Annotated in this window: 22 protein-coding genes and 1 riboswitch; of the genes, 7 read left to right on the forward strand and 15 right to left on the reverse strand. The window is 66.2% G+C overall.

The window, feature by feature from the left end; translation table 11 throughout:
* Window positions 1–5 precede the first annotated feature (5 nt).
* The 7 genes from HDIA_RS17945 to HDIA_RS17975 all read right to left on the reverse strand — a co-directional run bounded on the left by HDIA_RS17945 (window position 6) and on the right by HDIA_RS17975 (window position 5,892).
* Window positions 6–293 carry an MSMEG_0570 family nitrogen starvation response protein gene (locus HDIA_RS17945; RefSeq protein WP_099557412.1) on the reverse strand — a complete coding sequence of 96 codons (288 nt, stop codon included), beginning with the start codon at window positions 291–293 and terminating at the stop codon, window positions 6–8.
* Window positions 286–1,449 (reverse strand): MSMEG_0565 family glycosyltransferase, encoded by a 1,164-nt coding sequence (locus HDIA_RS17950; RefSeq protein WP_099557413.1) that lies wholly within the window; start codon window positions 1,447–1,449, stop codon window positions 286–288. Before HDIA_RS17950 ends, HDIA_RS17945 begins: the two co-directional genes overlap by 8 nt.
* Window positions 1,446–2,438: a sll0787 family AIR synthase-like protein gene (locus HDIA_RS17955; protein WP_099557414.1), complete on the reverse strand. Its 993-nt coding sequence runs from the start codon at window positions 2,436–2,438 to the stop codon at window positions 1,446–1,448. The genes HDIA_RS17950 and HDIA_RS17955 overlap by 4 nt, the downstream gene beginning before the upstream one ends.
* Window positions 2,435–2,980, reverse strand: coding sequence for an MSMEG_0567/Sll0786 family nitrogen starvation N-acetyltransferase (locus tag HDIA_RS17960; RefSeq protein ID WP_099557415.1), 546 nt, complete (start codon window positions 2,978–2,980; stop codon window positions 2,435–2,437). The genes HDIA_RS17955 and HDIA_RS17960 overlap by 4 nt, the downstream gene beginning before the upstream one ends.
* The gene (locus HDIA_RS17965; RefSeq protein ID WP_099558989.1) at window positions 2,977–4,122 is read right to left on the reverse strand and encodes an MSMEG_0568 family radical SAM protein; all 1,146 of its coding nucleotides are present in this window, start codon (window positions 4,120–4,122) and stop codon (window positions 2,977–2,979) included. Before HDIA_RS17965 ends, HDIA_RS17960 begins: the two co-directional genes overlap by 4 nt.
* Window positions 4,052–5,125 (reverse strand): Nit6803 family nitrilase, encoded by a 1,074-nt coding sequence (locus HDIA_RS17970; protein ID WP_099557416.1) that lies wholly within the window; start codon window positions 5,123–5,125, stop codon window positions 4,052–4,054. Before HDIA_RS17970 ends, HDIA_RS17965 begins: the two co-directional genes overlap by 71 nt.
* Window positions 5,126–5,409: 284 nt before the next feature.
* Window positions 5,410–5,892 (reverse strand): MSMEG_0572/Sll0783 family nitrogen starvation response protein, encoded by a 483-nt coding sequence (locus HDIA_RS17975; RefSeq protein WP_099557417.1) that lies wholly within the window; start codon window positions 5,890–5,892, stop codon window positions 5,410–5,412.
* Between the two features lie 523 nt (window positions 5,893–6,415).
* Between HDIA_RS17975 and HDIA_RS17980 the strand changes: the two genes are divergently transcribed.
* Entirely contained in the window at window positions 6,416–7,798 is a 1,383-nt protein-coding gene (locus HDIA_RS17980; RefSeq protein ID WP_099557418.1) for an aminotransferase-like domain-containing protein, read from the forward strand.
* A gap of 97 nt (window positions 7,799–7,895) precedes the next feature.
* Here the strand turns inward: HDIA_RS17980 and HDIA_RS17985 are convergent, their stop codons facing one another.
* Together HDIA_RS17985 and HDIA_RS17990 are read right to left on the reverse strand one after the other, a co-directional pair.
* Window positions 7,896–9,425: a helicase HerA domain-containing protein gene (locus tag HDIA_RS17985; protein WP_099557419.1), complete on the reverse strand. Its 1,530-nt coding sequence runs from the start codon at window positions 9,423–9,425 to the stop codon at window positions 7,896–7,898.
* Window positions 9,426–9,648: 223 nt separating this feature from the next.
* On the reverse strand, window positions 9,649–10,032 hold the full coding sequence (locus tag HDIA_RS17990; protein ID WP_099557420.1) for a DUF6476 family protein: 384 nt from the start codon (window positions 10,030–10,032) through the stop codon (window positions 9,649–9,651).
* On the opposite strand from HDIA_RS17990, the gene HDIA_RS17995 reads away from it, so the two are divergent.
* From HDIA_RS17995 to HDIA_RS18005, 3 genes are all read left to right on the forward strand, one after another.
* Entirely contained in the window at window positions 10,031–11,152 is a 1,122-nt protein-coding gene (locus HDIA_RS17995) for an RluA family pseudouridine synthase (protein ID WP_099557421.1), read from the forward strand. The genes HDIA_RS17990 and HDIA_RS17995 overlap by 2 nt on opposite strands.
* Before the next feature lie 198 nt (window positions 11,153–11,350).
* Window positions 11,351–12,262, forward strand: coding sequence for an RNA polymerase sigma factor RpoH (rpoH, locus tag HDIA_RS18000; protein WP_099557422.1), 912 nt, complete (start codon window positions 11,351–11,353; stop codon window positions 12,260–12,262).
* Between the two features lie 413 nt (window positions 12,263–12,675).
* The gene (locus tag HDIA_RS18005; RefSeq protein WP_157775723.1) at window positions 12,676–13,254 is read left to right on the forward strand and encodes a redoxin domain-containing protein; all 579 of its coding nucleotides are present in this window, start codon (window positions 12,676–12,678) and stop codon (window positions 13,252–13,254) included.
* Window positions 13,255–13,383: 129 nt separating this feature from the next.
* Here HDIA_RS18005 and HDIA_RS18010 read toward each other — a convergent pair whose 3' ends face one another.
* From HDIA_RS18010 to HDIA_RS18025, 4 genes are all read right to left on the reverse strand, one after another.
* Window positions 13,384–14,337, reverse strand: coding sequence for an ABC transporter substrate-binding protein (locus HDIA_RS18010; protein WP_425432954.1), 954 nt, complete (start codon window positions 14,335–14,337; stop codon window positions 13,384–13,386).
* Between the two features lie 66 nt (window positions 14,338–14,403).
* Window positions 14,404–15,198 (reverse strand): ABC transporter permease, encoded by a 795-nt coding sequence (locus HDIA_RS18015; protein ID WP_425432955.1) that lies wholly within the window; start codon window positions 15,196–15,198, stop codon window positions 14,404–14,406.
* 97 nt (window positions 15,199–15,295) lie between these two features.
* A riboswitch (TPP riboswitch) is annotated at window positions 15,296–15,420 on the reverse strand.
* 148 nt (window positions 15,421–15,568) lie between these two features.
* Window positions 15,569–17,398, reverse strand: coding sequence for a hypothetical protein (locus HDIA_RS18020; protein WP_099557424.1), 1,830 nt, complete (start codon window positions 17,396–17,398; stop codon window positions 15,569–15,571).
* A gap of 224 nt (window positions 17,399–17,622) precedes the next feature.
* Window positions 17,623–18,915 carry an adenylosuccinate synthase gene (locus HDIA_RS18025; protein WP_099557425.1) on the reverse strand — a complete coding sequence of 431 codons (1,293 nt, stop codon included), beginning with the start codon at window positions 18,913–18,915 and terminating at the stop codon, window positions 17,623–17,625.
* A 322-nt stretch (window positions 18,916–19,237) separates the two neighbouring features.
* Between HDIA_RS18025 and HDIA_RS18030 the strand changes: the two genes are divergently transcribed.
* From HDIA_RS18030 to HDIA_RS18040, 3 genes are all read left to right on the forward strand, one after another.
* Window positions 19,238–20,149: a DMT family transporter gene (locus HDIA_RS18030; protein WP_099557426.1), complete on the forward strand. Its 912-nt coding sequence runs from the start codon at window positions 19,238–19,240 to the stop codon at window positions 20,147–20,149.
* Between the two features lie 76 nt (window positions 20,150–20,225).
* Window positions 20,226–21,134 carry a DMT family transporter gene (locus HDIA_RS18035; RefSeq protein ID WP_099557427.1) on the forward strand — a complete coding sequence of 303 codons (909 nt, stop codon included), beginning with the start codon at window positions 20,226–20,228 and terminating at the stop codon, window positions 21,132–21,134.
* A gap of 189 nt (window positions 21,135–21,323) precedes the next feature.
* Entirely contained in the window at window positions 21,324–23,006 is a 1,683-nt protein-coding gene (locus tag HDIA_RS18040) for a methyl-accepting chemotaxis protein (RefSeq protein ID WP_099557428.1), read from the forward strand.
* A 90-nt stretch (window positions 23,007–23,096) separates the two neighbouring features.
* On the opposite strand, the gene HDIA_RS18045 is transcribed toward HDIA_RS18040, so the two are convergent.
* Window positions 23,097–24,506, reverse strand: a complete 1,410-nt coding sequence (locus tag HDIA_RS18045) for an amidase (RefSeq protein ID WP_245884304.1) — start codon at window positions 24,504–24,506, stop codon at window positions 23,097–23,099.
* A gap of 169 nt (window positions 24,507–24,675) precedes the next feature.
* Entirely contained in the window at window positions 24,676–25,206 is a 531-nt protein-coding gene (locus HDIA_RS18050; RefSeq protein ID WP_099557430.1) for a hypothetical protein, read from the reverse strand.
* Between the last annotated feature and the right edge of the window lie 106 nt (window positions 25,207–25,312).

A 25,312-nucleotide genomic window follows, 5' to 3' on the forward strand; every position in this document is an offset into this window, starting at 1 on the left:
GGGGGTCACTCGTCGAAGGCTTCGACGGCGACGGTCGCCTGCGGTGTGTCGGTGAATCGGCCGGACATGGCCTCGATGCGTTGAAGCTGGCCGAGGGCAAGCGAGCATGGGCGGCCGTATTTGGCCTTCACGCGGTCGGAGGCGATGCCGAGGGCTTCGCGCGACCGCTTGAGGAAATCGTCGAGGGGATAGGACTGGCCGGGCTCGAAATAGTCCTTGATCACCAGCGAGGGCGAATAGCAGCTCTCCGGCGTGCCGTCCGGCCAGCGGATCGTGAAGCGCATTTCAGGCATCGCAGGTCTCCATGAGGTCCTGATAGGCGGCAAGGTGTGCGCGGGCGACGGTGCCCCAGGCATGGGCGCAGGCAACCACGTGGCCGGCCCGGACGAGCCGCTCGCGGATGGCGGGATTGAGGGCGCGGCTCATGGCGCACATGATCTTTTCCGGAGCGAGCGGATCGCAGAAGAGCGCGTCGTCCGGACCGAGATACTCGTCGAAGGGCGCGCCATGCGGCACCACAACCGGCGTGCCGCAGGCCATCGCTTCAAGGACGACGAGGCCGAACCCCTCCTTCACCGATGGAAAGACGAGCGCGTCGGCGGCCCGGTAGAGCGGCGCCATCAGCCGTTGCGGCACGGGGCCGGTGACGATCACCGCGCCGTCGTTGAAATTGGCGTCGGCAAGGATTGCGTCGAAGCGGCGGCGATAGGTGCTGTGGTCGAGAAGCGAGGCCCCGCCCGCGATCACCAGCCGAGCGGAAGGCTCCGAGGCATGGATGATACGGAAGGCGTCGAGAATGCGCACCGTGTTCTTGCGCTCCTCGATGCCGCCGACACTGAGGAAGGTTGGCCCGCCGGGCGGCAGCAGGCTGCGGCGAAGATCCGCGTCCGCCTCGCCCATGCGGTCGTTGAAAAGCTGGTCGTCGACGCCGTTGCCGACGATGGTGGCCGCAATTCCGTAGTCCTCGGCGAGCACCGCCTGCCACTGGCGCGAGACGACGAAATGCCGGTCGGCCGCCGTGATCGCGCGAGCCTGGAGGTCCTGGAGGCGCTCGTCCTCGAAGGCGTCGATATGATGGACGGTGCGGGCAAAGCCCGGGATGAGCCCTCTCTCCTTGAGGGTCGCGAGCGCATTGGCCGAAATGCCGTCCTGCGCATGCCAGATGTCGAAGTCCGCCGTGCCCTCGCGCTCGAAATGGGCGACATAATCGCCTGCCCGCACCGCGACGAGATCGGCAAGATCGCCGCGCACGCAGGAGGCCGCCACGGGCACGGTCTCGCAAGTCGCCTTCCGGAAGAAGCCCTTGCCCGACGCATCCGGGGCGAAGACCACCGCACGGTGCCCAAGCGCGGTCAGCGCCTCGCCAAGCCCGAGCGCGTGGGCGACGCCGCCGCGCGGGTTGGTGGAGTGGGCGAGGATGGCGACGCTGAGGGGACGAACCGCCGTCATGCGGCGTCCTCCCGTTGCTCCGGCACACCGGGGCCACAGCCGATGAGCGGCGCGGCATCGAGATCCCAGATGCATTCCTCAGCCCCGTCGAGGCTGACGGTGACGCGGCGCTCCCGCGTGATCGTTCCGATCCGGGCCGAGGAGACGTTCTCCCGCCGGAAACGCGCAAGAACGGTCTCGGCATGGGCTTCCGGCACCGACAGCAGATAACCGTAGCTCGGGAAGGTCTGCAGCCAGCGCGACAGCGCGATGCCCTCGGGACGCGGAATGGCGCCGAGGTCGACCTTCGCGCCGACGCCGGAGCATTCGGCCAGCATGATCGTCGTGCCGACGATCCCGCCCTGGCTGATATCCTTGGCGGCCTGCGCGAGACCGTCCTCGGCGATGGAGGGGAGAAGCTCCATCAGGCGCTTCAGGCGCGCCGGCGCGGTCGTGGTCGCGGCCTCGAAATTGTTGAAGGGCTCACGGTAGCGACCGTCGAGATCGACGGCGGCGATGAGGGCCTCGCCCGGCCGGGCGTCAAAGCTCGTCAGAAGCTTTTTGGCGCGGCCGAGGATCGCGACGGAGAGCTGGCCCTGCGCCGAGCGGGCGTTGCTGTGGCCGCCGACGATGGGTACGCCGAAGGCTTCCGCCGCCGCCCGCATGCCGTCGAGCACCGGCGCGGCCTCCGCCTCGCCCTTCGCCCAGATGGCATCGACGACGGCGATCGGACGCCCGCCCATGGCGAGGATGTCGGAGACGTTGACCATCACCCCGCACCAGCCCGCGAACCACGGGTCACCGGCGACGAACTCGTTCATGAAGCCTTCGATGGCAAGGAGCAGATAGCCGTCACCGTCCGGGATCGCCGCGCAATCGTCGCCGACCGGTACTGCACCGGCCCCGCCGAGGCCGAGCCGCGCCGCAACGGAGGAAATGTCCTCCTTGGCACGGATGCCGCGCATGTCGCGCAGCATGGCGGCAAGGGCGGGAAGCTGCTCCGCGCTCATGCCGCGATCTTTCGCGCGTTGGACCGAAAGCCCCTCTCGGCGGCAACGAAGGGCGGATAGTAGTCCAGCTCGGCCTGCATCCTCAGATGCGGCCGGCCCTCGATCTCCACCTCGCCGATCTCGCGCCAGTGCAGGCGGCGGAAAAGCAGCCCGTTCTGCGGCTGAACGTTGGCGTAGAAGGTGTGGCAACCGCGCGCATGGGCCGAGGAGACGGCAAGGCGGATGAGCGAGGCGCCGAGCGCGCCGACCCGGCGGAAATCGCGGTGGACGGCAAGGCGTGAGCCCCACCAGACGCCGGGCTCCGCCTCGTGGATGCGCACGGTGCCGACCACCTCGTCGGCGACGACGCCCATCCAGGAAACGGCGACGATCGGGATCGCAACCTCGTCGATCGCATCTCGGTCGTCGCGCTCGAAAATCCCCTGCTCCGTGCAGAAGACCTCGCGCCGGAGGGCGGCGGCCTGCGACCGCTCCCAGGCATCGGTGGCGAATTTCACCTGATAGTCGGAGGCGCGGTAGGGCTTGAAGGGATCGAAGATCATTCCGCCGCCACCCTTCCGCCGCAGGCCGTCTGGCCGAGAGCCTTTTCGTAGGTGGACAGCGCCGAGCAGGCGCCGCACTTGGCGCAGCCCGCCTTGACGTCGATGGACTTCAGACCCGAGGCGACCAGCATGCCGGCGAGCGGCTCGAGGATCCGGTGCATGAACTCCGCCGACGGCCCGGCGTGGCTTTCCAGCGGCGTGCCCGAGATTGGCACGAACGGCACGACGAAGGGATAGACGCCGATGTCGACGAGGCGCCGGCTCGTCTCGAGGATCGCCTCCACACTGTCGCCGAGACCGGCGAGAATGTAGGTCGACACCTGCCCGAAGCCGAAGACCGGAACGGCGGCCTTGAAGGCCTCGTAATAGGTCTCGAGCGAAACCTGCGCCTTGCCGGGCATGATCCGCTGACGCACTTCGGGCGTCACGGCTTCCAGATGCATGCCGAGCGCATCGGCGCCCGCATCCTTCATCGCCTGGAACCAGGAAAAATCGTCCGGCGGCTCGCACTGCACCTGGATCGGCAGGTCAACCCGCGCCTTCACGCCGGCAACGCTCTCGGTGAGGATCTTTGCGCCGCGATCCTTGCCGGGCGGCGTGCCGGTGGTCATTACCATATGGGTGACGCCGTCGAGCCGGGCGGCGGCCTCGGCGACCTCGCCAAGCTGTTCCGGCGTCTTGCGCTCGATGGTGCGGCCGGCGGCGAGCGACTGGCCGATGGAACAGAACTGGCAGGTCTTGGTGCGGCTCTGGTAGCGAATGCAGCTCTGCAGCACCGTCGTCGCCAGCACGTCGCGCCCATGCAGCACGGCGATCTGCGAATAGGGAATGCCGTCGGCGGTCTCAAGGTCGTAGAACTTCGGCCGCGCCGGAAAGCTGACCTCGCCGAGCACGACGTCGCCCCGCAGCACCCGGCTGCGACCATAGACGTCCGGTGCCTCGACGAGATACGGGCTGTCGAAGGCCGCGGCCGTGTGGACGGGCACCATGACAGTCTGCCCGTCGATGGTCATCGCCTTGTGGTCGGAGGGACCGGCGCCGCCGCGACGGCTCTGCGCCCCGGCCCGTGGATCAACGAGACGGGCCCCGGAGGACTGCAACGCGTTGATCAGCTCCTGCGGCGACATGGGCGTCGGCATCATCGGCTTCATCGGACTTCGATCCTTCCAGGTTCGGGGTGGCAAGGCTGGGGATGACGGGGGCCTCGCCGGACGTGACCGTGCGCATGGGCGCGGCCGGCCGGTCGTCGACGACGAGCGAGAGGAGTTCGGGGCGGGCATAGTGGCCGACGCTGTCCATCATGCGCTTGCGCTTCAGGATCAGCTTCATGTCGAGGTCGGCGATCAGGATGCCCTCGCCCTCGGTGATCGGTGGGACAACATGGCCGCCCTCCGGCGAGATGATCGCGGTCATGCAGCCGCCGGACAGCGCCTTGCGCAGCTTCTCGTCCGGGCAGATGGAGGCCTTCTGCTCCTCGGACAGCCAGCCGGTGGCGTTGACGACGAAGCAGCCCGATTCCAACGCGTGGTGGCGAATCGTCACCTCGATCTGGTCGGCGAAGATCTGCCCGACCAGCGAGCCGGGGAACTGCGCGATGTGGATCGCCTCGTGCTGCGCCATCAGGGCGTAGCGGGCGAGCGGGTTGTAATGCTCCCAGCAGGCGAGCGCGCCGACCTTGCCGACGGCGGTCTCGACCACCTTGAGGCCGGAGCCGTCGCCCTGCCCCCAGATCATGCGCTCGTGGAAGGTCGGCGTGATCTTGCGCCGCTTCAGGACGATCTCACCGCTCGCGTCGATGACCACCTGCGTGTTGTAGAGCGAGCCGTGGTCGCGCTCGTTGACGCCGAGGACGACGACAACGCCGTGGCGGCGCGCGGCAGCCCCGATGCGCTCGGTCACCGGTCCCGGCACCTCGACGGCGTTTTCGTAAAGGCGCAGATGCTCCGCCCCGGTCAGCACCGGCGGCAGGATGAAGGAGAAATAGGGGTACCAGGGCATGAAGGTCTCGGGGAAGACGATCAGCTCCGCCCCCTTGCCCGCCGCCTCATCGATGGCGTCGAGGACCTTCGCCTCGGTCCCGGCGAGGGACTTAAGATCAGGCGCGATCTGGACCGCCGCCACCCGGACATGTGCTGGTTCAGCCATGGTCAAACTTCCGTTGTTGCGTTTGCATCGGGCCGGTCCGTCCGGCCCCTGCGGTTTCGACCCCTGCGTTTCCGCGATGTCATCCCCGGCGAACCGCCCTCAGGGTGGTGAGGGAAGGGAATCCAGAACTCGAAATCGGAATCCCGGATCGTCCTTCTGGATTCCCTTCCCCTCGGACTGTCGCCCTCGGCCGGGAATGACATCGTCAGAACACTTGGCTCGACCTGCAAACGGGCCCAGAACGCGCCGATCCGATTGCAGGCCCGGCCAAACCGTTGCCCCGATCACACCGTCCAGGTGTCGAGGATGAAGGCGCCGTCCTTGCGGTGGAGCAGGATGAGGTCGAGCACGTCGAGCGGGTTGATCGGCGTGATGCCGGGGATCAGCGACGGCTCGCCATGGCCATAGAGCGCCTGGAGCGCGAAACGGCAGGCGTAGACCTTGCCACCCTCGTCCATGAACTTGATCAGCTGGTTGTTGAAGTTCTGCGCGCCGGGGAAAGCCTCGTCGCCGAGCGTCGGGAAGCCGCGCTGCACGCCGAGCGTCACGCCCGGGCCGTAGAGCAGGATGGAGGTCTCGAAGCCCTTCCGCTTCAGGCGCAGCGCCTGCAGGATGTTGACGAGGCCGATGGAGCCCTCGAAGGCGACGGTGTGGAAGGTGACCAGGGCCTTTTCGCCCGGTTCGGCCTTGACGTCCTCGAAGACCTTCTCCTCGTAGTCGACAAAGAAATCACCCTTTTTGTGCGCGGGCGCGGTCACTGCAGGCATAAAACCCTCCTCGTGGTTCTTCAGAGAACCGCCCGGCGCACCTGCGCCGTGGCGTCGGGAGAAGTCTCGCAAGCGGCGTGCCAAATTGAATGTATCCAATGAATGCAACAATCTGCAATCATGATGCATTCAATTTTGCATTCAATTGATTCAAGCCATTTGAAAATATGGGAAATCCGGAAGGCGATTTGCACAAGATGACTGCATCGATGCCAAAAAATCAGGCAAAGTACCTATGCGCGGAAAAGACGCCGAAAGCCCGCTTTTCGCGGGGAATGTGGTCGGATTGAAAAGGCGGCATTGACTGGATCATTGCGCAAGCCCTTGACAGAAAGTCCTGTTTTTCCCTCGCTCCAATCCCGCATAGTGGGCGGGACGGCGGTGGCAGGACAAAATTCCTCATATGATTATGCACCCGTCCCGGCCCCGGAGCGCGCGGAAATAATATGCAAAGCCCGGATTGGGGCTGGAAATCCAACAATATCCAGTCAATAAAGACCGAAGCATTGGAGGCTGGGAATCGATGACGGACTGGGTTCCAGACCTGAAGGACACGGGCAAGCCGCGCTATCTGGCGATTGCCGACGCGATTGCGGCCGATGTCGCGAGCGGACAACTGACGCAGGGCGACCGCCTGCCGCCGCAGCGCCAGCTCGCCAAGCTCCTCGGCATCGACTTCACCACCGTCGCCCGCGGCTATGTCGAGGCGCAGCGGCGAGGGCTCGTCGACTCACGCGTCGGCCAGGGAACCTTCGTGTCGGCGGCAAGGCGCAAGCCGCGCAACCAGTCCGACCGCCGGCCGGAACTCGTCGATCTGTCCATGAACCTGCCGCCGGAGCCGGAAGACCCGGATCTCATCGAGCGCATGCAGGAAGGCATGGAGGCGATCGGGCGCGACCTCATTCCGCTGTTGCGCTATCAGGGCTTCGGCGGCTCGCGCGAGGCCAAGGAGGCCGCCTCCAACTGGCTCGGCCGCCGCGCGCTCGTGCCGTCCACCGAACGCCTGTTCGTGTCACCCGGCGCCCATCCGGCCCTTCTTGGAATTCTCTGCACCCTCGCCCGCCCCGGCGACACGATCCTCTGCGAAGCGATCACCTATCCCGGCATCCGCTCGCTCGCGGCCCAGATCGGGCTCAATCTCGTCGGCCTGCCCTTCGACGAGGAAGGCATCCTGACCGACGCTCTCACCGAGGCCTGCCAGCGCCATCAGCCGAAGGCGCTCTATCTCAACCCAATCTTCAACAACCCGACGACGATGACGGTCTCAGAAAAGCGGCGCGAGGAGATCGCCCAGGCGGCGCGGCGCTGCCGCCTGCCGATCGTAGAGGACGACGCTTACGGCTTCATCCCCGTGCACGGCCCAAAGCCCTTCGCCGCCATCGCCCCGGACATCACCTGGCATGTGGCCGGGCTTGCCAAATGCATCGGCGCGGGACTGCGCGTTGCCTATGTGGTGACGCCCGACGCGCGATCGGGCTTTCCCTTTTCAGCGGCACTCCGTTCGGCGACCGTCATGGCCTCGCCAATCACGGTGGCGCTCGCCACCCGCTGGATCGAGGACGGCACGGCCGACGCCCTGCTCTCTTTCATCCGGTCCGAAACGCGCGCGCGCCAGAAACTGGCCGCCGACATGCTCGCCCCCGGCAGCTATCACTTCGATCCGTTGAGCTTCCACCTCTGGGTGCCGCTGCCCGAGCCGTGGACCCGGTCGGCCTTCGTCGGCCACATGCGGTCCACCCGCATCGGCGTCGTGCCGAGCGATCCCTTCACGGTCGAGGGTCCGCCCGGAGAAGCCGTGCGAGTCTGTCTCGGAGGCCCGGCGACCCGCGAGGAGGTGCGCGGCGCGCTCGACTTCATGGCGCATGCACTGGAGGAAAGCCCGGCGCTGATGTCGTCGGTGCTCTAGGCATCTCGCCGAAAAACCTGTCCCCGCGAAGATGGGGATGGGCAGCGGTTTTCGGAAAGCTGGATGCGCAAACGGCAGGAAGACCCGCTTCCGGCCGCTATTCCGCTGCGTCGGCCGCAGCCGGATCGGGCAGCGCCGCATCGGGATCGCCGCCCGCCGTCTGCGCGTCGAGATCGGGAAAGGCGACGAAGCGAAGCCCTGCGCGATCGGCGTGGACGACGATCAGCCCCCGCTCCTCGAAATAATCAAGGAAGCGCCGCGCGCGCCGCGCGGAATGCGTGCCGTATGCATAGGCGATCGCCGCATCCGACGGACATGGCTCGCCGGCAAGGGCCGCCCGCGCCAGAATGAGCAGGACGCCCTGCAGATCGTCCGTGACGAGGCGCACGAGGGAAAGCGCCGTCTTCCAGGCGTCGGTCGCGGCCATCTCGTCGTCGACGCCCGAGCGAGCGACGGCAAGCCGAAGGCGAAAATCCGCCATCGTCAGCGGCGCGCCAACGATGCGGCTCATCCGCCCGCGCAGCAGGAAGTCCTGGTAAAGCTCGGCGTCGGCCCGGAAGGCGGAGCCGCCCCCGGCGACGATGTCGGCAATCGTCCTGCCGAGCCAGTCCTCCAGCTCTTCCGCGCTCATGGCGGGACGGCGGACGACGCTCTCGGCCTCCGCCTCCGGCTCGTCCTGCTGCCGCGTCGCGGCGCGCGAAAGCTCCTGCATGATGTCGGGCGTCGCGCGCGGCGAAGGCGCGGCGCGGCGTGGCGCGGTCGGACGGGAAAAGTCCTCCGGCACAGGCGTCAGGATCAGATCCTCGACATCTTCAAGCTTTTCCGGCAGCGGCATCAGCTTCGGGCTGGATGAGCGCGCGCCGGTTTCCACCGGTCCGATGGTGACTGGAAGAGGACGGCGCGAGAGCGCCGGACCGAGCGCCACGAAGCGCCCGCAGGAAAGGTCGCGGAACTGTTCGGCCTGTCGCCGGTCCATGCCGAGAAGGTCGGCCGCGCGCGCCATGTCGATATCGAGGAAGGTGCGGCCCATCAGGAAGTTGGACGCTTCCGCCGCGACATTCTTGGCAAGCTTGGCAAGCCTCTGGGTGGCGATCACCCCGGCGAGACCGCGCTTGCGGCCACGGCACATGAGGTTGGTCATGGCGCCGAGCGAGGCCCGGCGGGCATCCTCGGCCACCTCGCCGGCCGCTGCCGGCGCGAACATCTGCGCCTCGTCGACGACGACGAGGACCGGATACCAGAACTCGCGGTCGGCATCGAAGAGCGCGTTGAGGAAATTCGCCGCCGCCCGCATCTGGTCGTCGATTTCGAGCCCTTCCAGCGTCAGGACGCAGGAGACGCGGTGCTGGCGGATGCGGTTGGCGATGCCGACGAGTTCGCCTTCCGAGCGCTCCGCGTCGACGACCACGTGGCCAAAGGCCTCGGCGAGCGTGACGAAATCGCCTTCCGGGTCGATGACCACCTGCTGCACCCAGGGGGCGGACTGTTCGAGGAGGCGGCGCAGAAGATGCGATTTGCCGGAGCCGGAATTGCCCTGGACGAGGAGGCGCGTTGCAAGAAGCTGTTCGATGTCGAGCCGTGCAGCCTCGCCGCCGGCCGTCGTTCCCATGTCGATGTCGACCTGCAATGTCCTGCCTGCCTTGCGATCTCGTCCTGAAACAAAAGCCCTCGGCGTCGGTCCGGCGCGGGTGCCCGGTCAAGCGAGTCGGTCACCGGACAAAGGGGTGGACCCCGTCAATAGACCATTGGCGGGCGCGCGGAAACTGCCTGCGGCCCGCCGTCCACAAGGACGTTGCAGCGGGCACTGCGCCGCTCCCGACAAACGCGCATATCTCCCGGGAAGCTCCGCCTCATCGTGCCAGAAGCTGCACCGTGCCGAGCTTCTTGCCGCTGCGAAGATCAAAGAGAAGAACCCGCCGTCCCTGATCCGTTTCGACGGTCACGACCAGGCGGTCTCCGTCGACGCTCTGGTCGACGACGCGGCTTCCCGCCGGCAGTTCGGCGCTTGCCTCGAAGGCCGGGCCGCTCGGGCCTTCCTTGCCGGAGTTGACGGCACGCCACGCAATCGCGAATAACACCGCCAGCAAACCGATGCCGAGCGTTCCCATCGACACGAATACGAAGCGCCTGAGTTTCGCCTGCATGGCGGCAAGGGCGGGATCGAAGGGAACGTCTTCGTTTCGGCTCTCGCCGGGCGATCCCGCATCGGCCTCATTCCTGGAAGACGTCATCATGGCACCCCGCCGTTCGCGCGATGCGGACAAACAGACAAAGTCCGACCCGCAAATCGCCCCCGAGCCCACCGCCCGGACCGCTGGCGCGCCTTTAGCCGATGACGAGGCGGATGTCGACCTCCTCGAGGAGGAAGGCGTCGGAACGATCGCCGTCGAGACGGACAAGGACGGCGAACGGCTCGACGCGGCGCTCGCCCGCCTCCTGCCCGATCTGTCGCGCAGCCGTCTCAAGGCGCTGATCAAGGACGGCGACGTGACGCTGGACGGCGCTGCCGTCACCGATCCCTCGCGCAAGACCCGGGTCGGCGAGCGCGTGACGGTGCTGTTGCCCCCGCCGGTCGACGCCGATCCGGAGCCGGAGGCGATCCCGCTCACGATCCTCTATGAGGACGAGCACCTCATCGTCATCGACAAGCCGGCCGGCCTCGTCGTTCATCCCGCCGCCGGCAACTGGACCGGAACGCTGGTCAACGCCCTGCTGCATCACTGCGCCGACAGCCTTTCGGGCATCGGCGGCGTGCGGCGCCCCGGCATCGTGCACCGCCTCGACAAGGAAACCTCGGGCGTCATGGTCGTTGCCAAGACCGACGTCGCCCATCAGGGCCTTGCGGCGCAATTCGCCGACCACGGCCGCACCGGCGATCTGGAACGCGCCTATCTGGCCCTCGTCTGGGGCGCGCCGGAGCCCTTCCGCGGTACGATCGACGCTCCGCTCGGCCGTTCGAACAGCGACCGCACCAAGATGGCGGTGACGAAGAGCGGCAAGGAGGCAATCACCCACTACGAAGTGACGGAGCGCTTCCCGGAAGGCTCTGGCAGAGAGGCCGTCGCCAGCCTCGTCGAATGCCGCCTGGAAACCGGCCGAACGCACCAGATCCGTGTCCACATGGCCGAAATCGGCCATCCGCTGATCGGCGATCCGGTCTATGGCCGAGGCTTCCGCACCAAGGCGAACCGCCTGCCGCCCGATCTCGGGGAAGCGGTCCGGGCCTTTCCGCGTCAGGCACTACACGCTTTCTTGATCGCATTCGCCCATCCTGTGAACGGGGAAATCTTGCGTTTCGAGAGCCCTCTGCCGCAAGATATGCGGGAACTGATCAGCAATTTTCACAGTTGCTGACGAGGGACCTGGGGCACCTGAGGCGCACCCGAAACGTTGGGATCTTGCAGACAGGCACCAGGCGATTGTCGAGAAATTCTTCGCTTCCCTGATGAAATTGCCCCCAATCGTTCCCATATCAAAGCTGAACTGTGCCTGAAGACAGGACAGCGGCGGCCGGCTCGGATAGAGCGGCCGGTTAGGAAAGGGTTTTTGAGGATGGCACGTGCATCACTTCCAGCCATTGCGGCCGGCGAAGGCGGCCTCACACGCTATCTGGAGGAAATTCGGCGGTTTCCCATGCTGGAACCGCAAGAGGAATACATGCTCGCCAAGCGTTATCGCGAACACGACGATCGCGACGCGGCACACAAGCTCGTAACGTCGCACCTGCGCCTCGTTGCGCGCATTGCGATGGGCTATCGCGGCTACGGACTTCCGATCGGCGAGGTCATTTCCGAGGGCAACGTCGGCCTCATGCAGGCGGTCAAGCGCTACGAGCCCGAGAAGGGCTTCCGGCTCGCGACCTACGCCATGTGGTGGATCAAGGCCTCGATCCAGGAATATATCCTGCGCTCGTGGTCGCTCGTGAAGATGGGCACCACCGCCAGCCAGAAGCGTCTGTTCTTCAACCTGCGCAAGGTGAAGGGCCAGATCCAGGCGCTGGACGACGGTGACCTGCGTCCCGATCAGGTGACGACCATCGCCGAAAAGCTCGGCGTCTCGGAAGAAGACGTCGTGTCGATGAACCGTCGCCTCTCGGGCGACACCTCGCTCAACGCACCGATCCGCCAGGAAGCCGACGGCGGCGAATGGCAGGACTGGCTCGTCGACGACACCGAGGACCAGGAGACGATCCTGGCCCAGCAGGAAGAACTCGACATGCGTCGTCGCATGCTGAAGGACGCCATGGGCACGCTCAATGATCGCGAACGCCGCATCTTCGAGGCGCGCCGCCTCGCCGAGGACCCGATGACGCTGGAGGATCTCTCCACCGAATTCGGCGTCAGCCGCGAGCGCGTCCGCCAGATCGAGGTCCGCGCCTTCGAAAAGGTGCAGGAGAACATGCGCGAGGCAGCCCGCAAGGTCGACGACCGGACGGCCGAGGCGCTGGAGCACGCGAGCCACTGACCGCATTGGCTATCAACGCCCCGAAACAGTCCCCCGCCGGTCCCGCCGGCGGGGGATTTTTCATGTCCGCCATCTGGGTCCGCCATCGGGGTCCGGCGCCCGCGCGTTGGGGACGGCGGCCATTGTTGAAAGCGACTTCAGACAAATGTGAAGGCGACCATCTTTCGCCGTGATCGATCGGGCGCCATTTATGGGAAGCAGCCATAAAAGCCACTGAACTCGATGGCTTAAGCTCTGCGAGTGTCTCTATGCCGACGCGGGCGACGAGCCCGAACATGGCACGAAATGTGCGACCTCTTTAACGGTTTTCCGGCAAAGTCGGGCCAAGGGCCCACCGGAGCGAACCGTTTCCGGTCGACGGTATGTTGAATGTGTGCATTTCTTAGATGCGGGAAAGAAAGGAGCAGCAAGCCATGTCCTTGACCAGCCACCCCAAGCCGGGACAGCCTGTGCCCGCGCTGCAGGTCGGGATGGTGGGCGGCTGCTGCTGGCGTCTTTCCGACCAGAAGCCCCAGCACTTCACGCTGGTGATCGCATATCGCGGCGGGCAATGCCCGGATTCGATCTCCTTCCTGCAGGACGTCGACAGCCGGCTCGGCGAATTCCGCCGCAGGGGCATCGCCGTCGTCGCCATTTCCGCCGATCCGCGCCAGTGCGCCGAAAGCACCGCCAGCGAGCTGGGGCTCGACCGGCTGCCGATCGGCTATGGCGTCTCGCCGGACCGGGCCATGGCCTGGGGTCTTGAACCGCTCGGCAAGGGACACACCGACAAGACCGGCTGCGCCGCCTTCAATTTCGGCATCTTCCTCGTGCGCCCCGACGGAACGCTGCACACGAGCTATATCCAGTCGAAACCGGGGCGCCTGCCGACCGTGAATTCCGTGCTCAAGGCGCTCGACCGGACACTGGAACGAGGCCTCGACGATCCGTCCGCCTTCGTCCTGCCGGAGGCCGACAACGACCAGGACGCACCGCCGTCCCCGGCACCGTAGAGCATCGCGCGCGACGCAGGTCCCGCACGATGCTCTGAGTTCCGGCCAGAGCATCGGCTTTGTCCGAAAACCGGTTCCCACTTTTCGGGCCGATGCTCGAAACAACCGATCGCGGTTGATCCAGTCGTCTTACCTCACCACCACCGCATAGTCGGCGACCGGCTTGACCTCCTTGATCTGGCCCTGCGCCTTCATGAATTCGGCAAAGCGCTGGTAACGCCCTTCGTCGAGCGCCGCCGGGCGCTTGGCAAAGCGCGGCAGCGTGTCGGTCCAGGCGGCGCGGTTGAGGTTGTCGTCAAGATCGGGGTAACCCTTGAGGAAGAGCTTCCAGGCCTCGTCGGAATGGTTGGTGAGGAACAGCGTCGCTTCCTCGACGGCAGCAAGGAAGCGCGGCAGACGGTCGTCCACGGCCCCTTCCTTGACCAGATCCTTGCGGGTGGCGAGGATCAGTTCGTCATAGACCGGAAGGCCGTTCTCCTCCGGGAAGAAGGCCAGCCCCTCGTGGCCTTCCAGCTTCATCTGCGTCAGCTCGAAATTCCGGTAGCCGCCGACGACCGCATCCACCTGCCCGGCGATCAGGGAGGAGGAGAGCGCGAAGTTGACGTTGACGAGTTCGACATCGTTGACGGTCAGGCCGCCGGCCTTGAGCATCTGGCCGAGCATGGCGTCCTCGAAACCGCTGACCGAGAAGCCGATCCTGCGGCCCTTGAGGTCCGAGAGCGTCTTGATCGGCCCGTCCTTCAGCACGATCAGCGTGTTGAGCGGCGTCTCGACCAGCGTTCCGAAGCGGACCAGCGGCAGGCCGTTGTCGACGTCCTGGATGAGGCTCGGCTGGTAGGTGACGGCGACATCGCCCTGCCCCGCAGCAACGAGACGCGGCGGCGCGCTCGGGTCGGCCGGCGGCACGAGATCGACGTCGAGGTCGTATTTCTCGAAGAAGCCGCCCTCCTTGGCGACCACCAGCGGCGCATGATCCGGATTGACGAACCAGTCGAGCAGGACCGTCAGCTTGTCGGCGGCCTGGGCGGCGGGGGCAAGCATGAGCGCGGCGGCAAGGGCCGAGGCTCCGGCCAGCGATTTCAAAAAGGTCATATCCATCCCTTCGGGTCTAGTCGTGTGGGGGTGTTTGAAAGACGGGGGTGAGGCGCGTCATCGGGCGTCGTCCTCCACCCAGAAGACGAGCCGCCGGGTCACCTGATCGACGACGATCCGAAGCGCCAGCGTGACGACGGCGAGCATGACGAGCGCGGCGAACAGCGTGTCGGTCTGCATCCGCGCGTTGGACTGCAGCATGACGAAGCCGAGTCCCTGCGAGGCGCCGACCCACTCGCCGACGACGGCGCCGATGGGGGCGAAGACGGCGGCGACCCGGATGCCCGAGACCAGCGCCGGCAGCGCCGCCGGCACCATGATGAGCGCCAGCGTCTGCCAGCGGCTTGCCCGCCAGAGGTGCGCAAGATCGAGAAGCCCCGGATCGGTGCGCCTGAGACCGTCGGCAAAGGCCGAGGTGATCGGGAAATAGATGATGATGGTCGCCATTACGACCTTGGAGGCAAGACCGAAACCGAACCAGAGCACCAGCAGCGGCGCGATGGCGAAGACCGGCAGCGTCTGGCTGACGACGAGGATCGGCGTCAGCACCCGCGCGACGGACGGTATGCCGCCGACGACAAGGCCCGTGACCGTCCCGAGCAGAATGCCGAAGACGAGGCCGAGCAGGATTTCCAGAAAGGTGATCGCCGCCTGACCGCCGAGAAAGCCGAAGCGCTCGACGAGCATCGTGACGACCCTGAGCGGCGGCGGCAGCATGAAAGGCGGCGGCGCAAAGATGACGATGACGGCCTGCCAGACGGCGCCGACGATGGCAATCGCCAGCACGATCTCGGCCGCCGTCCGGGCGATGCGCCCGAACCGCTTGCCGGCATCATGTCCGTTCCGGCGCAAATCCCGCACGCCATCGCTCCCGGATCCCTGGTGGCTGATCCGGCAGACGCTTGTCGCGCACGCAGTCTGGTCATGACGATATGGCAGGTCTGGCTCAAGAGAGCCTGATGTCCCGTCCCTTCGCCGGCATGACCCGGATCAGGTTCGAAGGGTCCGGGCCTGAGGCGCGTGAAGCGCCAGACACCATCTCAGCTCTTTTCAAGAGCCCCCCTCGGACGGGGGAGACTATGCCGGCAAAGCAGGCCGCGTGCAAGGCGCATCGGCCGGCAAGGCCAGCCGGCGGGAGAAAAACTCCTGTTCCCCCGATTGCGATCGATGAGCGCGGCGCGAAAGCGCCGGCCCTCGACCCGCCCTGGCCCTGGTCAGGCGTTTATTCGCCCCACGCCTTGAAGGCTTCGGCAAACACCTTTTCGCCCGGTGAACCCTTCTCGAAGGTCAGGATCGCACGGCGGCGGGTGCCATAGCGGATCGGAACGTCGATCCACTCCCGCTCCTTCATGAGGGCGATGTTGCGTTCCTTGTTGCGCTCGTCGGAGGAAAGCGCCAGCCAGAAGTGATTGGCGCTCACCTCGGCCACCGCGCCGATCAGGGGATCGCCCCGCGCCTCTTCCGTCTGCTTGACGAGCAGGCCCGGCGTCGACTCGATGCCATTGCCGGTAAAGCCGTCGCCCAGCTTGAAGTCGAGGTCGATCAGATGGCTCGCCGGCAGCGTCGTATCCATGTTCTTGCGGATTTCCATCACGAAATCGAGGCTGCGCTCGGGGATCGACACTTCCAGGTGAATGACGCCGCCGCCCTCACCCGGCAGGAAGGTCCAGACCGCCTCGGCATCGATCCGCGCGCCGTCCGCCCCGGTGATCGGCTCTTCGTAGAGAATGGCCTTCTGGGCAATCGGAAGCTCGGCGGAATTCGCCGTCGTGGTGTTGTTGGTGGCGCCCGGCAACTGTGCCGCCGCGGCCGGCTCGTTGGCAGGAGCGGCCGAATCCGGCGGCAGGGCCTGGCTCAGCGGATCGGTTCCCCCGTCGGCCGGTGCTGCCGTGCCGCTTTGGGGCGTCACGCTCTCCCCGTTCGTCACCGGCGGCGTGACCCGCATCGTCTGCACGGGCTTGGCGTCGGGAGCCACCGGCTCCTCCAGCCCTTCCTGCGACAACCGGTCGCCGATCTTCGGCTCGAGCCCGTCATCCGTCGCCGGCGGGGTGGTCTCGTTGTCCGGAGCGGTCGCCACGCCGTTCGCCGGCGTCTCCGGCGCGGGCGCGACGAGCGCCTGGAGCGTCTCGCGCTGCGACCAGACGAGAGCAACGGCACCGATCAGAAGAACGACAGCGATCGCGATGAGGAAGCCGCGCGAGCGGCCGCCCCTGGTCCCGGCCTCGTCGATCGCGCGGCGGACGACCTCGGCATCTTCGGGCGCGACGGCGGGACGCTGCTTGCGCTCGCGCTTGGCCCGCGGCCCGCGTTCGCCGGACATCGGCCGACGCTCGGCCTCCGCCGGGGCGCCAAGACGCGGACCGGCCGCGATCTCCATGGCGTCGTCGGACCGGACGTCGGCCTCGCTGTCCGGATCGAAGGCTTCACGAGCAGCCTTGATCGCCTGCGAGGTCGCCGCACCGAGGTGCTCGCTGTCCTCGCGCATCCGCGCGATGATGTCTCCACCCGAAGCGGGCGTCCAATTGGCAGGCGCCGCGCTGACCGAAGGCGCTGGCGCTGGCGATGCCGGCACGGGGGCCTCGGCCACGACCGGCGGCGCGACGGGCGCGGGCGGCGGTGCGGCCTTGGGGATGAAGCCGCCCGCCTCGGAAGCGGGCGCAGCGGAAGCGGCCACGGGTGCCGGAGCCGGTGCCGGAGCGGGTGGCGGCTCGGCGGCTTTCGGCGGAGGCGGCGGAGCGGCTGGAGCCGGCGGCGGCGGTGGAGGTTCCGGCTGCGGCGCGGGCTGAGCCACGGGCGCCTGAGGTGCCGGAGCCGGTGCCGATTCGCCCAGTCCCAGCTCCGCGCCGGCAACTTCGCTCTCGACAAGGCGAATCGATTCTTCCAGCGAGAGGCGCTGCTCGGTGATTTCCGCCTGCGACAGGGGCGGGTCATAGGCCTGCAACTGGCGCACCAGCGCCGCGCGGGCCTTCTCGTAGACGGCGCGTCGCGCCTCGCCCGTGTTGTTAGGCAGTGCCCCGACAGCCCGTTTGAGAACGGGATAGAAATCAGCCATTCAGCCGGCCTCTGTTCTTCTTCTGTGGCTGACCGCAACGCGGGTGATCGGAGCAACACGCCCTGATCTTTTTGCCCGCCGAGGTCACCGGACGCCAACGCCCACCCAAATCACGCGTATACTAGACCATCGTTATCGCGAGTGAAAACCGCTTTTCCTTTGAATTCTCAGGTTGAATGGTTTGTCAACTGCCGTCTGACACCCGTCGCCGGCAAATCAACGCCTCAATCCTGAAAAGGGTCCTGAACGAGGATGGTGTCGAGCCGGTCCGGGCTGGTCGAGAGCATGGCGACCGGCGCTCCGATCAACTCCTCCACGAGGCGCACATACTTGATCGCCTGCGCCGGCAGGTCGGCCCAGGAGCGCGCGCCCTGCGTCGATTCCTTCCAGCCGGGGATCGTCTCGTAGATCGGCTCGACGCTCGCCTGCGCTTCCTGCGAGGCCGGCAGATAGTCGAGCGTTTCGGCGCCGAGCTTGTAGCCGACGCAGATCTTGATCTCGTCGAGACCGTCGAGCACGTCGAGCTTGGTCAGAGCGATGCCATGCATGCCGGATGTGCGGACGGTCTGGCGCACGAGCACCGCGTCGAACCAGCCGCAGCGGCGCTTGCGACCCGTGACCGTGCCGAATTCATGACCCTTGGTGCCGAGCCAGTTGCCGATCTCGCCTTCGTCCTCGGTCGGGAACGGTCCTTCGCCAACGCGGGTCGTATAGGCCTTCGTGATGCCGAGCACATAGTTGAGGGCGCCGGGGCCAACCCCCGATCCGGTCGCGGCCTGGCCGGCCGTGGTGTTCGATGACGTGACGAAGGGATAGGTGCCCTGATCGTTGTCGAGCAACGCGCCCTGCGCGCCCTCGAAGAGGATGCGCGCACCGGCGCGGCGCTTCTCGTCGAGCAGGCGCCAGACGCAGTCCATATAGGGCAGCACCTTGTCGGCGACGGCCGTCAGCTCGGCGTGGATCGTCTTCGGGTCGATCTCCGGCTGGCCGAGGCCGCGCCGCAGCGGATTGTGGTGGGCAAGCAGCCGCTCGATGCGCTCCATCAGCACCTTGCCGTCGGCAAGATCCATCATGCGGATCGCGCGCCGGCCCACCTTGTCCTCGTAGGCCGGACCGATGCCGCGCTTGGTGGTGCCGATGCGCGTGCCCGTGTTGGAGGTCTCGCGCAACTCGTCGAGTTCCTGGTGCAGCGAGAGAATGAGGCTGGCGTTTTCCGCGATGCGCAGGTTTTCCGGACCGATCTTGACGCCCTGCGCCTCGATCCGCTCGATCTCGGTGACGAGCGCACGCGGATCGACGACGACGCCGTTGCCGATGACAGACAGCTTGCCCGGCCGCGCGACACCCGACGGCAGCAGCGACAGCTTGTAGGTAATCCCATCGATGACCAGCGTGTGGCCGGCATTGTGCCCGCCCTGGAATCGCACGACCACATCGGCCCGCTCCGACAGCCAGTCGACGATCTTGCCCTTGCCTTCGTCACCCCACTGGGAGCCCACCACCACGACGTTTGCCATCGCTTTTACCCTGTCTTTGCTTACTGTCTGACTTGCAGCCGGTTCGGCGCAAACAAAAGCCCGGCGCGAGGGGACTTGCGCACCGCCCTCCTTATGAGGGTTCGGGCACCGCGTGATCCGGCCGGGCGGCGTGCTTTTAGCATATTCAGCCGCCGCTGCGACCCCCGAATTGCGCGTATCTCCCGAATACCCCGGACGCCCCCCGCGTGCTACTGGGCCATGTGCATGCAACACAACCCCGGCTTGACCTGCCCGGTTCCGGGCCTGTATACCGTACCGCTCGGTACGGCAAACCTTCCCAAGAACAAAAGACCCCATAACAATGCCGGCATTCCTTTCGCGCCTCGGCCAGGCCATCTATGGCAATCCCTATATCGTGCTCTGCATCGCGACCCTTTGCTGGTCGGGCAACGCAATCGCCGGGCGCCTCGCGGTCGGCGAGGTCTCGCCCATGACCCTGACCTTCCTGCGCTGGGTCGGCGTGGCGCTCGTCCTGCTGGTCTTCGCGCGCCGGACGATCAAGGCCGAGTGGCCGGCTCTGCGTGCCAACCTCGGCTATGTGATCGGCATGGGAACGGTCGGCTTCACGACCTTCAACGCCCTCTTCTATCTGGCCAGCCATTTCACCACGGCGGTCAACATGGGCATCCTGCAGGGCTCGATCCCGATCCTTGTCTTCGCACTTGCGCTTGCCTGGCATGGAACGCGGGTGACGCCGACGCAGATTCTGGCCGTCATCATCGGGCTTTCGGGCGTCGCCATCGTGGCGATCAAGGGCGATCTGGCCACGATCAGGCACCTGACCTTCAACAGCGGCGACCTGCTGATTCTCGCTGCCTGCCTCGCCTACGCCTCCTATACGGCGCTGTTGCAGAACCGGCCCAGGATGTCCGGCCTGGCTTTCTTCGCCGGCCTCTCCGGCGCAGCCCTCGTCAGCTCGCTGGTGCCCTTCGCCGTCGAGGCGGGTCTCGGGCAGGTCGTCTGGCCGACGCCCGCCGGCTGGTTGGTCGTCGCCTATGTCGCCCTCTTTCCCTCGGTCGTCTCGCAGCTCATGTTCATCCGCGGCGTCGAGTTGATCGGCCCCGGACGGGCCGGCATCTTCGTCAACCTCATCCCCGTCTTCGCCTCGATCCTCGCGATCCTCATCCTCGGCGAGCCGTTTCACCCCTACCACGCGCTTGCGCTCGCCCTCGTGCTTGGCGGCATCTTCTTCGCCGAACGCAGTAAGCCCTGATTTTCGGGTGGCTCCGCCCCGACGGATGGAGCATTGAGACGTGCGGAAACCCGCGCCCTGACAGGAAAACACGACAATGCCGTCGATCGCCTGGGTTCTGCTGGTCAGCCTCTCCCTGTTGTGGGGAGGGTCCTATCTGTCCGCACGGGTGGCCGCGCCGGAGATCACGCCCTTCACGCTCGTCTTCCTGCGTGTTGGCATCGCCGCGCTGGTGCTCAACGCCCTCCTCGCCTTTCGCCGTCGCCACCTCGTGCCGAACCGCAGGAACCTCGTCAACTACGCGGGGATGGGCCTCCTCAACAACGTCATCCCCTTTGCCCTCATCTTCTTCGGCACCCGCCATATCGGCGCCGGGCTCGCCTCGATCCTCAATGCCGCGACACCGATCTTCACGGTCCTCGTCTTTCATATCCTCACCGACGAGAAGCTGAAGCCGCTGAAGACGGTCGGCGTCGTTCTGGGCTTTTCTGGCGTCGCGGTGATGATCGGCCTCTCGGCCCTCGGGAATCTCGGCGCCGACGTGCTGGCCGAGATCGCCTGCATCGGCGCGACGATCTCCTACGCCTTTTCCAGCCTCTGGAGCCGCCGCTTCAAGGGCGAGGACCCGGTGACGACCGCGACCGGCCAGCTCACCGCCTCCACCATCCTGACCCTGCCGCTGATGATCTTCGTCGAAGCCCCCTGGACCCTGCCCGCTCCCTCCGGCGAAGCGGTTGCCGCGGTTCTCTTCCTTGCCCTGCTCGCGACCGCCTTCGCCTATATCCTCTTCTTCCGCATCGTCGAGGTGGCCGGCGCCTCCAACGTGATGCTCGTGACCTTCCTCGTCCCCGTCAGCGCCATTCTCCTCGGCTGGATCGTCCTCGACGAGACGCTGGAACCACGCCACTGGGCTGGAATGGCGATGATCATGGCTGGTCTTGCCGCCATCGACGGGCGTCTGTTCCGGCGAGCGAGCATGCGCGCGCCCGCTGGAGACGAAGGCTGACGATCAACCGTCCCGCACAAGAGAATTAAATTTTTAAACGCTGCAGCATTGTCGGACATCTTACAAATGCCGCGAAAATTACTGTCTATCTAAACCGAATTAAGGGAAATTCCGGACCAATTTAATAAATTTTAATCCTGGCATCCCTAGATTGTCGTCACCCTCAAACTGCGGTGGTGACCTTCCACAATGAACACGATCAAGGGACGTCTTTTCGGGATCGCAGGGCTTTTCGCCCTCGGCCTCGTCATTCTCACGCTCTATTCCGTCTTTGCCTTCAAGGCCACGCTCTACAGCGATGCGGAGAAGCGGCTGCGCGACATCGTCGACAGCAGCTACTCGATCATCCAGGCCTATCAGGAGAAGGCTGCCAAGGGCGAGATGTCCGAAGCGGACGCGAAATCCACCGCAATGGCCGCTCTGAATGCGCTGCGATACGACGGGACAGGCTATGTCTGGGTCCACGATCTGGACCAGCGCGTCGTCATGCATCCGCTCAACCCGGATTGGAACGGCAAGATCAAGTCGGACATCAAGGATCCTGACGGCAAATCGCTCTACGCAGCCATGAACGAGGTCGTCCTCGCCAACGGCGGCGAGGGCAGCTACGCCTATTCGTGGGCCAAGCCTGGCCAGGATCCAGGCAAGATGTTCCCGAAGGAATCCTATGTGAAGCTGTTCAAGCCGTGGGGCATGGTGATCGGAACGGGCGTCTACGTCGACGACCTCGAAGCCATCGTCTGGTCGAAAGCACTGACCCTCGGCGGTATCGGCCTTGTCATCCTCGCCCTGATCATCGCGGCGTCCCTGATCGTCGTCCGCTCGATCACGCGCCCCCTGTCGGTCGCCAGCCACCTGCTTGACTGCCTCGTCACCGGCCGTCCGGCCGAGGGCTCGACGCTTGCCACCTCGCTGACGGAAGTGCAGACGCTCAATCACTCGGTGGATGTCTTCTACAAGATGAGCATCGAACGGGCCGAGCTCAACAGCCGCACCGAGGCCGAGCAGATCCGCCGTGACCGCCAGCAGGCCGAAATCCAGCGCCTGATCTCGGAGTTCCGGGGCGAGATCGCGAGCGCCCTTGAGACCGTTTCGACCCGTGCGACCTCGATGGTCGGCGCGGTCGACGCCCTCAACAAGATCGCCGATGCGACCTCGGAATGCGTGACGACGGCGGCCTCGGCCTCCGAACAGGCCTCCGGTTCGGTCGAGACCGTGGCCTCGGCGGCCGAGGAGCTTTCCGCCTCGATCCAGGAAATCTCGCGCCAGATCGGCAGCAATGGCGAGATCGTCAACCAGGCCACCGACGTTGCCCGCAAGACGAATGACAGCATGGACGGTCTCGCCGAAGCGGCCGACCGGATCGGCGCCGTCGTCGGGCTGATCTCGGAAATCGCCGAGCAGACCAACCTTCTTGCCCTCAACGCCACCATCGAGGCGGCGCGCGCGGGCGAGGCCGGCCGCGGCTTTGCCGTCGTCGCCTCCGAGGTCAAGTCCCTCGCCAGCCAGACCGCCAAGGCCACCGACGAGATTTCGACCCAGATCTCCGGAATCCAGAACTCGACCAAGGAAGCCGTCGAGGCGATCCGCCAGATCACCGACATCATGGGCGAGATCAACCGCGGCACCGGCCTCATCTCCGAGGCGATCGAGGAACAGCAGGCGGCAACGAGCGAAATTGCCCGCAGCATCTCCGAGGCTTCGGCGGGAACGCAGCAGGTCTCGGCGTCGATGACGGTCGTGACCCAGAACGCCAACCAGACGGCGGACGCGGCCTCTGGCGTCTATGGCGCCTCCACCGAGGTCAGCAAGACGGCGTCCGATCTGCGCCAGACCGTCGACCGCTTCCTGGAGAATGTCGCGGCCGCCTGAGCCGCAGACACTCCGACAAGAGACAAAAGACGGCCCGCCGCGATTCCTGTCGCGGCGGGCCGCCTCGTTCGGGGTCTTGCCAGACGAAAATCAGATGCCCGTCGGCCGCTGCGCCGCCCAGCCCGTCGCTCTCTCGATGGCGTTGCCGAGCGAAAGCAGCGCGTGATCCTCGCGCAGCCGCCCCACCATCTGAAGGCCGAAGGGCAGGCCCGCCGGCGTGAACCCGCCGGGCGTCACCAGCACCGGATGGCCGGTCATGGTGATGCGGCAGGCCATGCGCTGCCAGAGGAAGTAGCGGTCGAAACGATGACCGTCGATTTCCCTCACCCATTCGCAATCGGCGGGCGGCGCCGTGACCGGCGTCGCGGGGGTTACGAAGACGTCGTAGTCGCGCAGAAGCGCCGCCGTGCGCCGGAAGATCGCCGTGCGTTCGCGCAGGCCGAAGGCAAGTTCGGCCGGCACCGTCGCCGCCCCCTGGCGGATGTTGCGCGCATAATCGGGGCGGAAGAGTTCCGGCTTCGTGTGGACGAGGGCCGGCGAGTCGGTGAAGAAGCCGAACATCTCGATCACTTCCCAGGCCCGGTCGGCGGTTGAAAGATCGAGTTCCACATCGTCGATTGTGCAGCCGAGCGCCTCCAGCGCGGTCCGCGCCCCGGCATAGGCCTCGCGCACCTCCGGCGAGACCGGCAACCCGTCCGCATCCTTGCTCCAGGCGATACGCACCCTGGAAAGATCCACCTCGGCGAGATTGAGGAACGCCGCCGGGTCGAGGTCGATGGCATTGGGCACCGCATGCGAGGCGCCGGCCATGGCGGCGAGCAGCAAGCCGGCATCCTGCGAGGAGCGCGCCATCGGCCCGAGCACCGCATGCGGCGTCCATCCGTCGCCGAGCGCCTCGAAGGGCACGAGACCGGGCGACGTTCGAAGCCCGACCGTGTTGCAGAAGGAGGACGGATAGCGGATCGAGCCGCCGCTGTCGGACCCGTCGGCGAACGGCAGCAGGCCCGCCGCGATCGCCGCCCCGGCCCCGCTCGACCCGCCGCCGTGACGGCCGAGGTCCCACGGGTTGCGGGTGGTTCCGAACACCTCGTTGAAGGCGAGCGTTCCGACACCGTATTCGGGCGTGTTGGTCTTGCCGATGATGAGCGCCCCGGCCTCGCGCAGCCGGCCGACGAAGATCGCATCCTTGTCGGACACCGGATCGCTCATGTGGGCGCGCGATCCGAAGCGGGTCGGAAACCCCTTCACCGCGTTGAGATCCTTGACCGCCGTCGGCAGGCCATGCAGGACGCCGGTCGCCTCGCCGGCCAGCGCCGCCTTGTCGGCGGCCTCGGCAAGGCGCAGGGCCTCGCTGGCCGGCATCAGCGCAATGATGGAATTGAGCTTGGGATTGACCTCTTCAATCCGCGCCAGAAACGCCTTCATGACCTCGACGGCGGAGATTTCCTTGGAGGCGATGAGGCGGGCAAGCTCGGTCGCGGACCGGTAGTGGAGGGGCACGTCGCTCAACGGCATTGTCCTGTTTCTATTGAGGAAATAACGCGGAAGGGCGACACTATAGGCAAAGCGCGCGGCCACAGGAATGCCGCCGGGAGATGCCGAATTGGGATTGGGGTGTCGCCGAATGGGAACGCCCTGCAACGCCGCGCCTGACTGGGGCGGCGTGCGATCAGACCTTGCCCCGGCGCGCCACGGCCCAGGGGTTTTCGAGATACTTGCGCGGCGAGGTCAGCATCTCCTCGGTGGCAAGCTTCCTCGTGATATAGCCCGCGAGCATGGGATCGACCCGCTGACCGTATTCGTCGACGACGGGGATCACGAGTTGCGTGGCCCCTCCCTCGTAGCTGTGGTGCGTCGGCCGCGCCGAACTGACCTTCGGCTGGAACTTCGCCTGCCCGATCATCGCCGGCACCGCCGCCCCGGGCGGAACCTCCATGATCGACAGCAGCTTCTTGTCGCCCCAGTCGTCGCAGACCGCCCAGGACTGGCTGATGTCCTTGATCAGGGAGCGCAGGGTCGAGGCATTTTCGGCCAGTTCCTCAAGCATGCTGCCGTAAAGCCAGAACCGGCCGTATCGCCCGGCGTCGCCCCTGCTGCTGCACGAAAAGCGGGCCAGGGAAATCGGGCCACGGATTTGCGCCGGGCGGTAGAAGCCGAATGCGAATGACTTCGCCTCCTCCGTCTTCAGATCGAAACTCATGGGATCGGAACCTCAATCTGCCGACACGATGCACGAACCGGAACCCTTGTTTCGGGCTCTTGCACCGGCATCCAGCCTTCCGAAAGCCGGCGCCCAACGCTGGGCC

This window comes from Hartmannibacter diazotrophicus, from assembly GCF_900231165.1.
Taxonomy (GTDB): domain Bacteria; phylum Pseudomonadota; class Alphaproteobacteria; order Rhizobiales; family Pleomorphomonadaceae; genus Hartmannibacter; species Hartmannibacter diazotrophicus.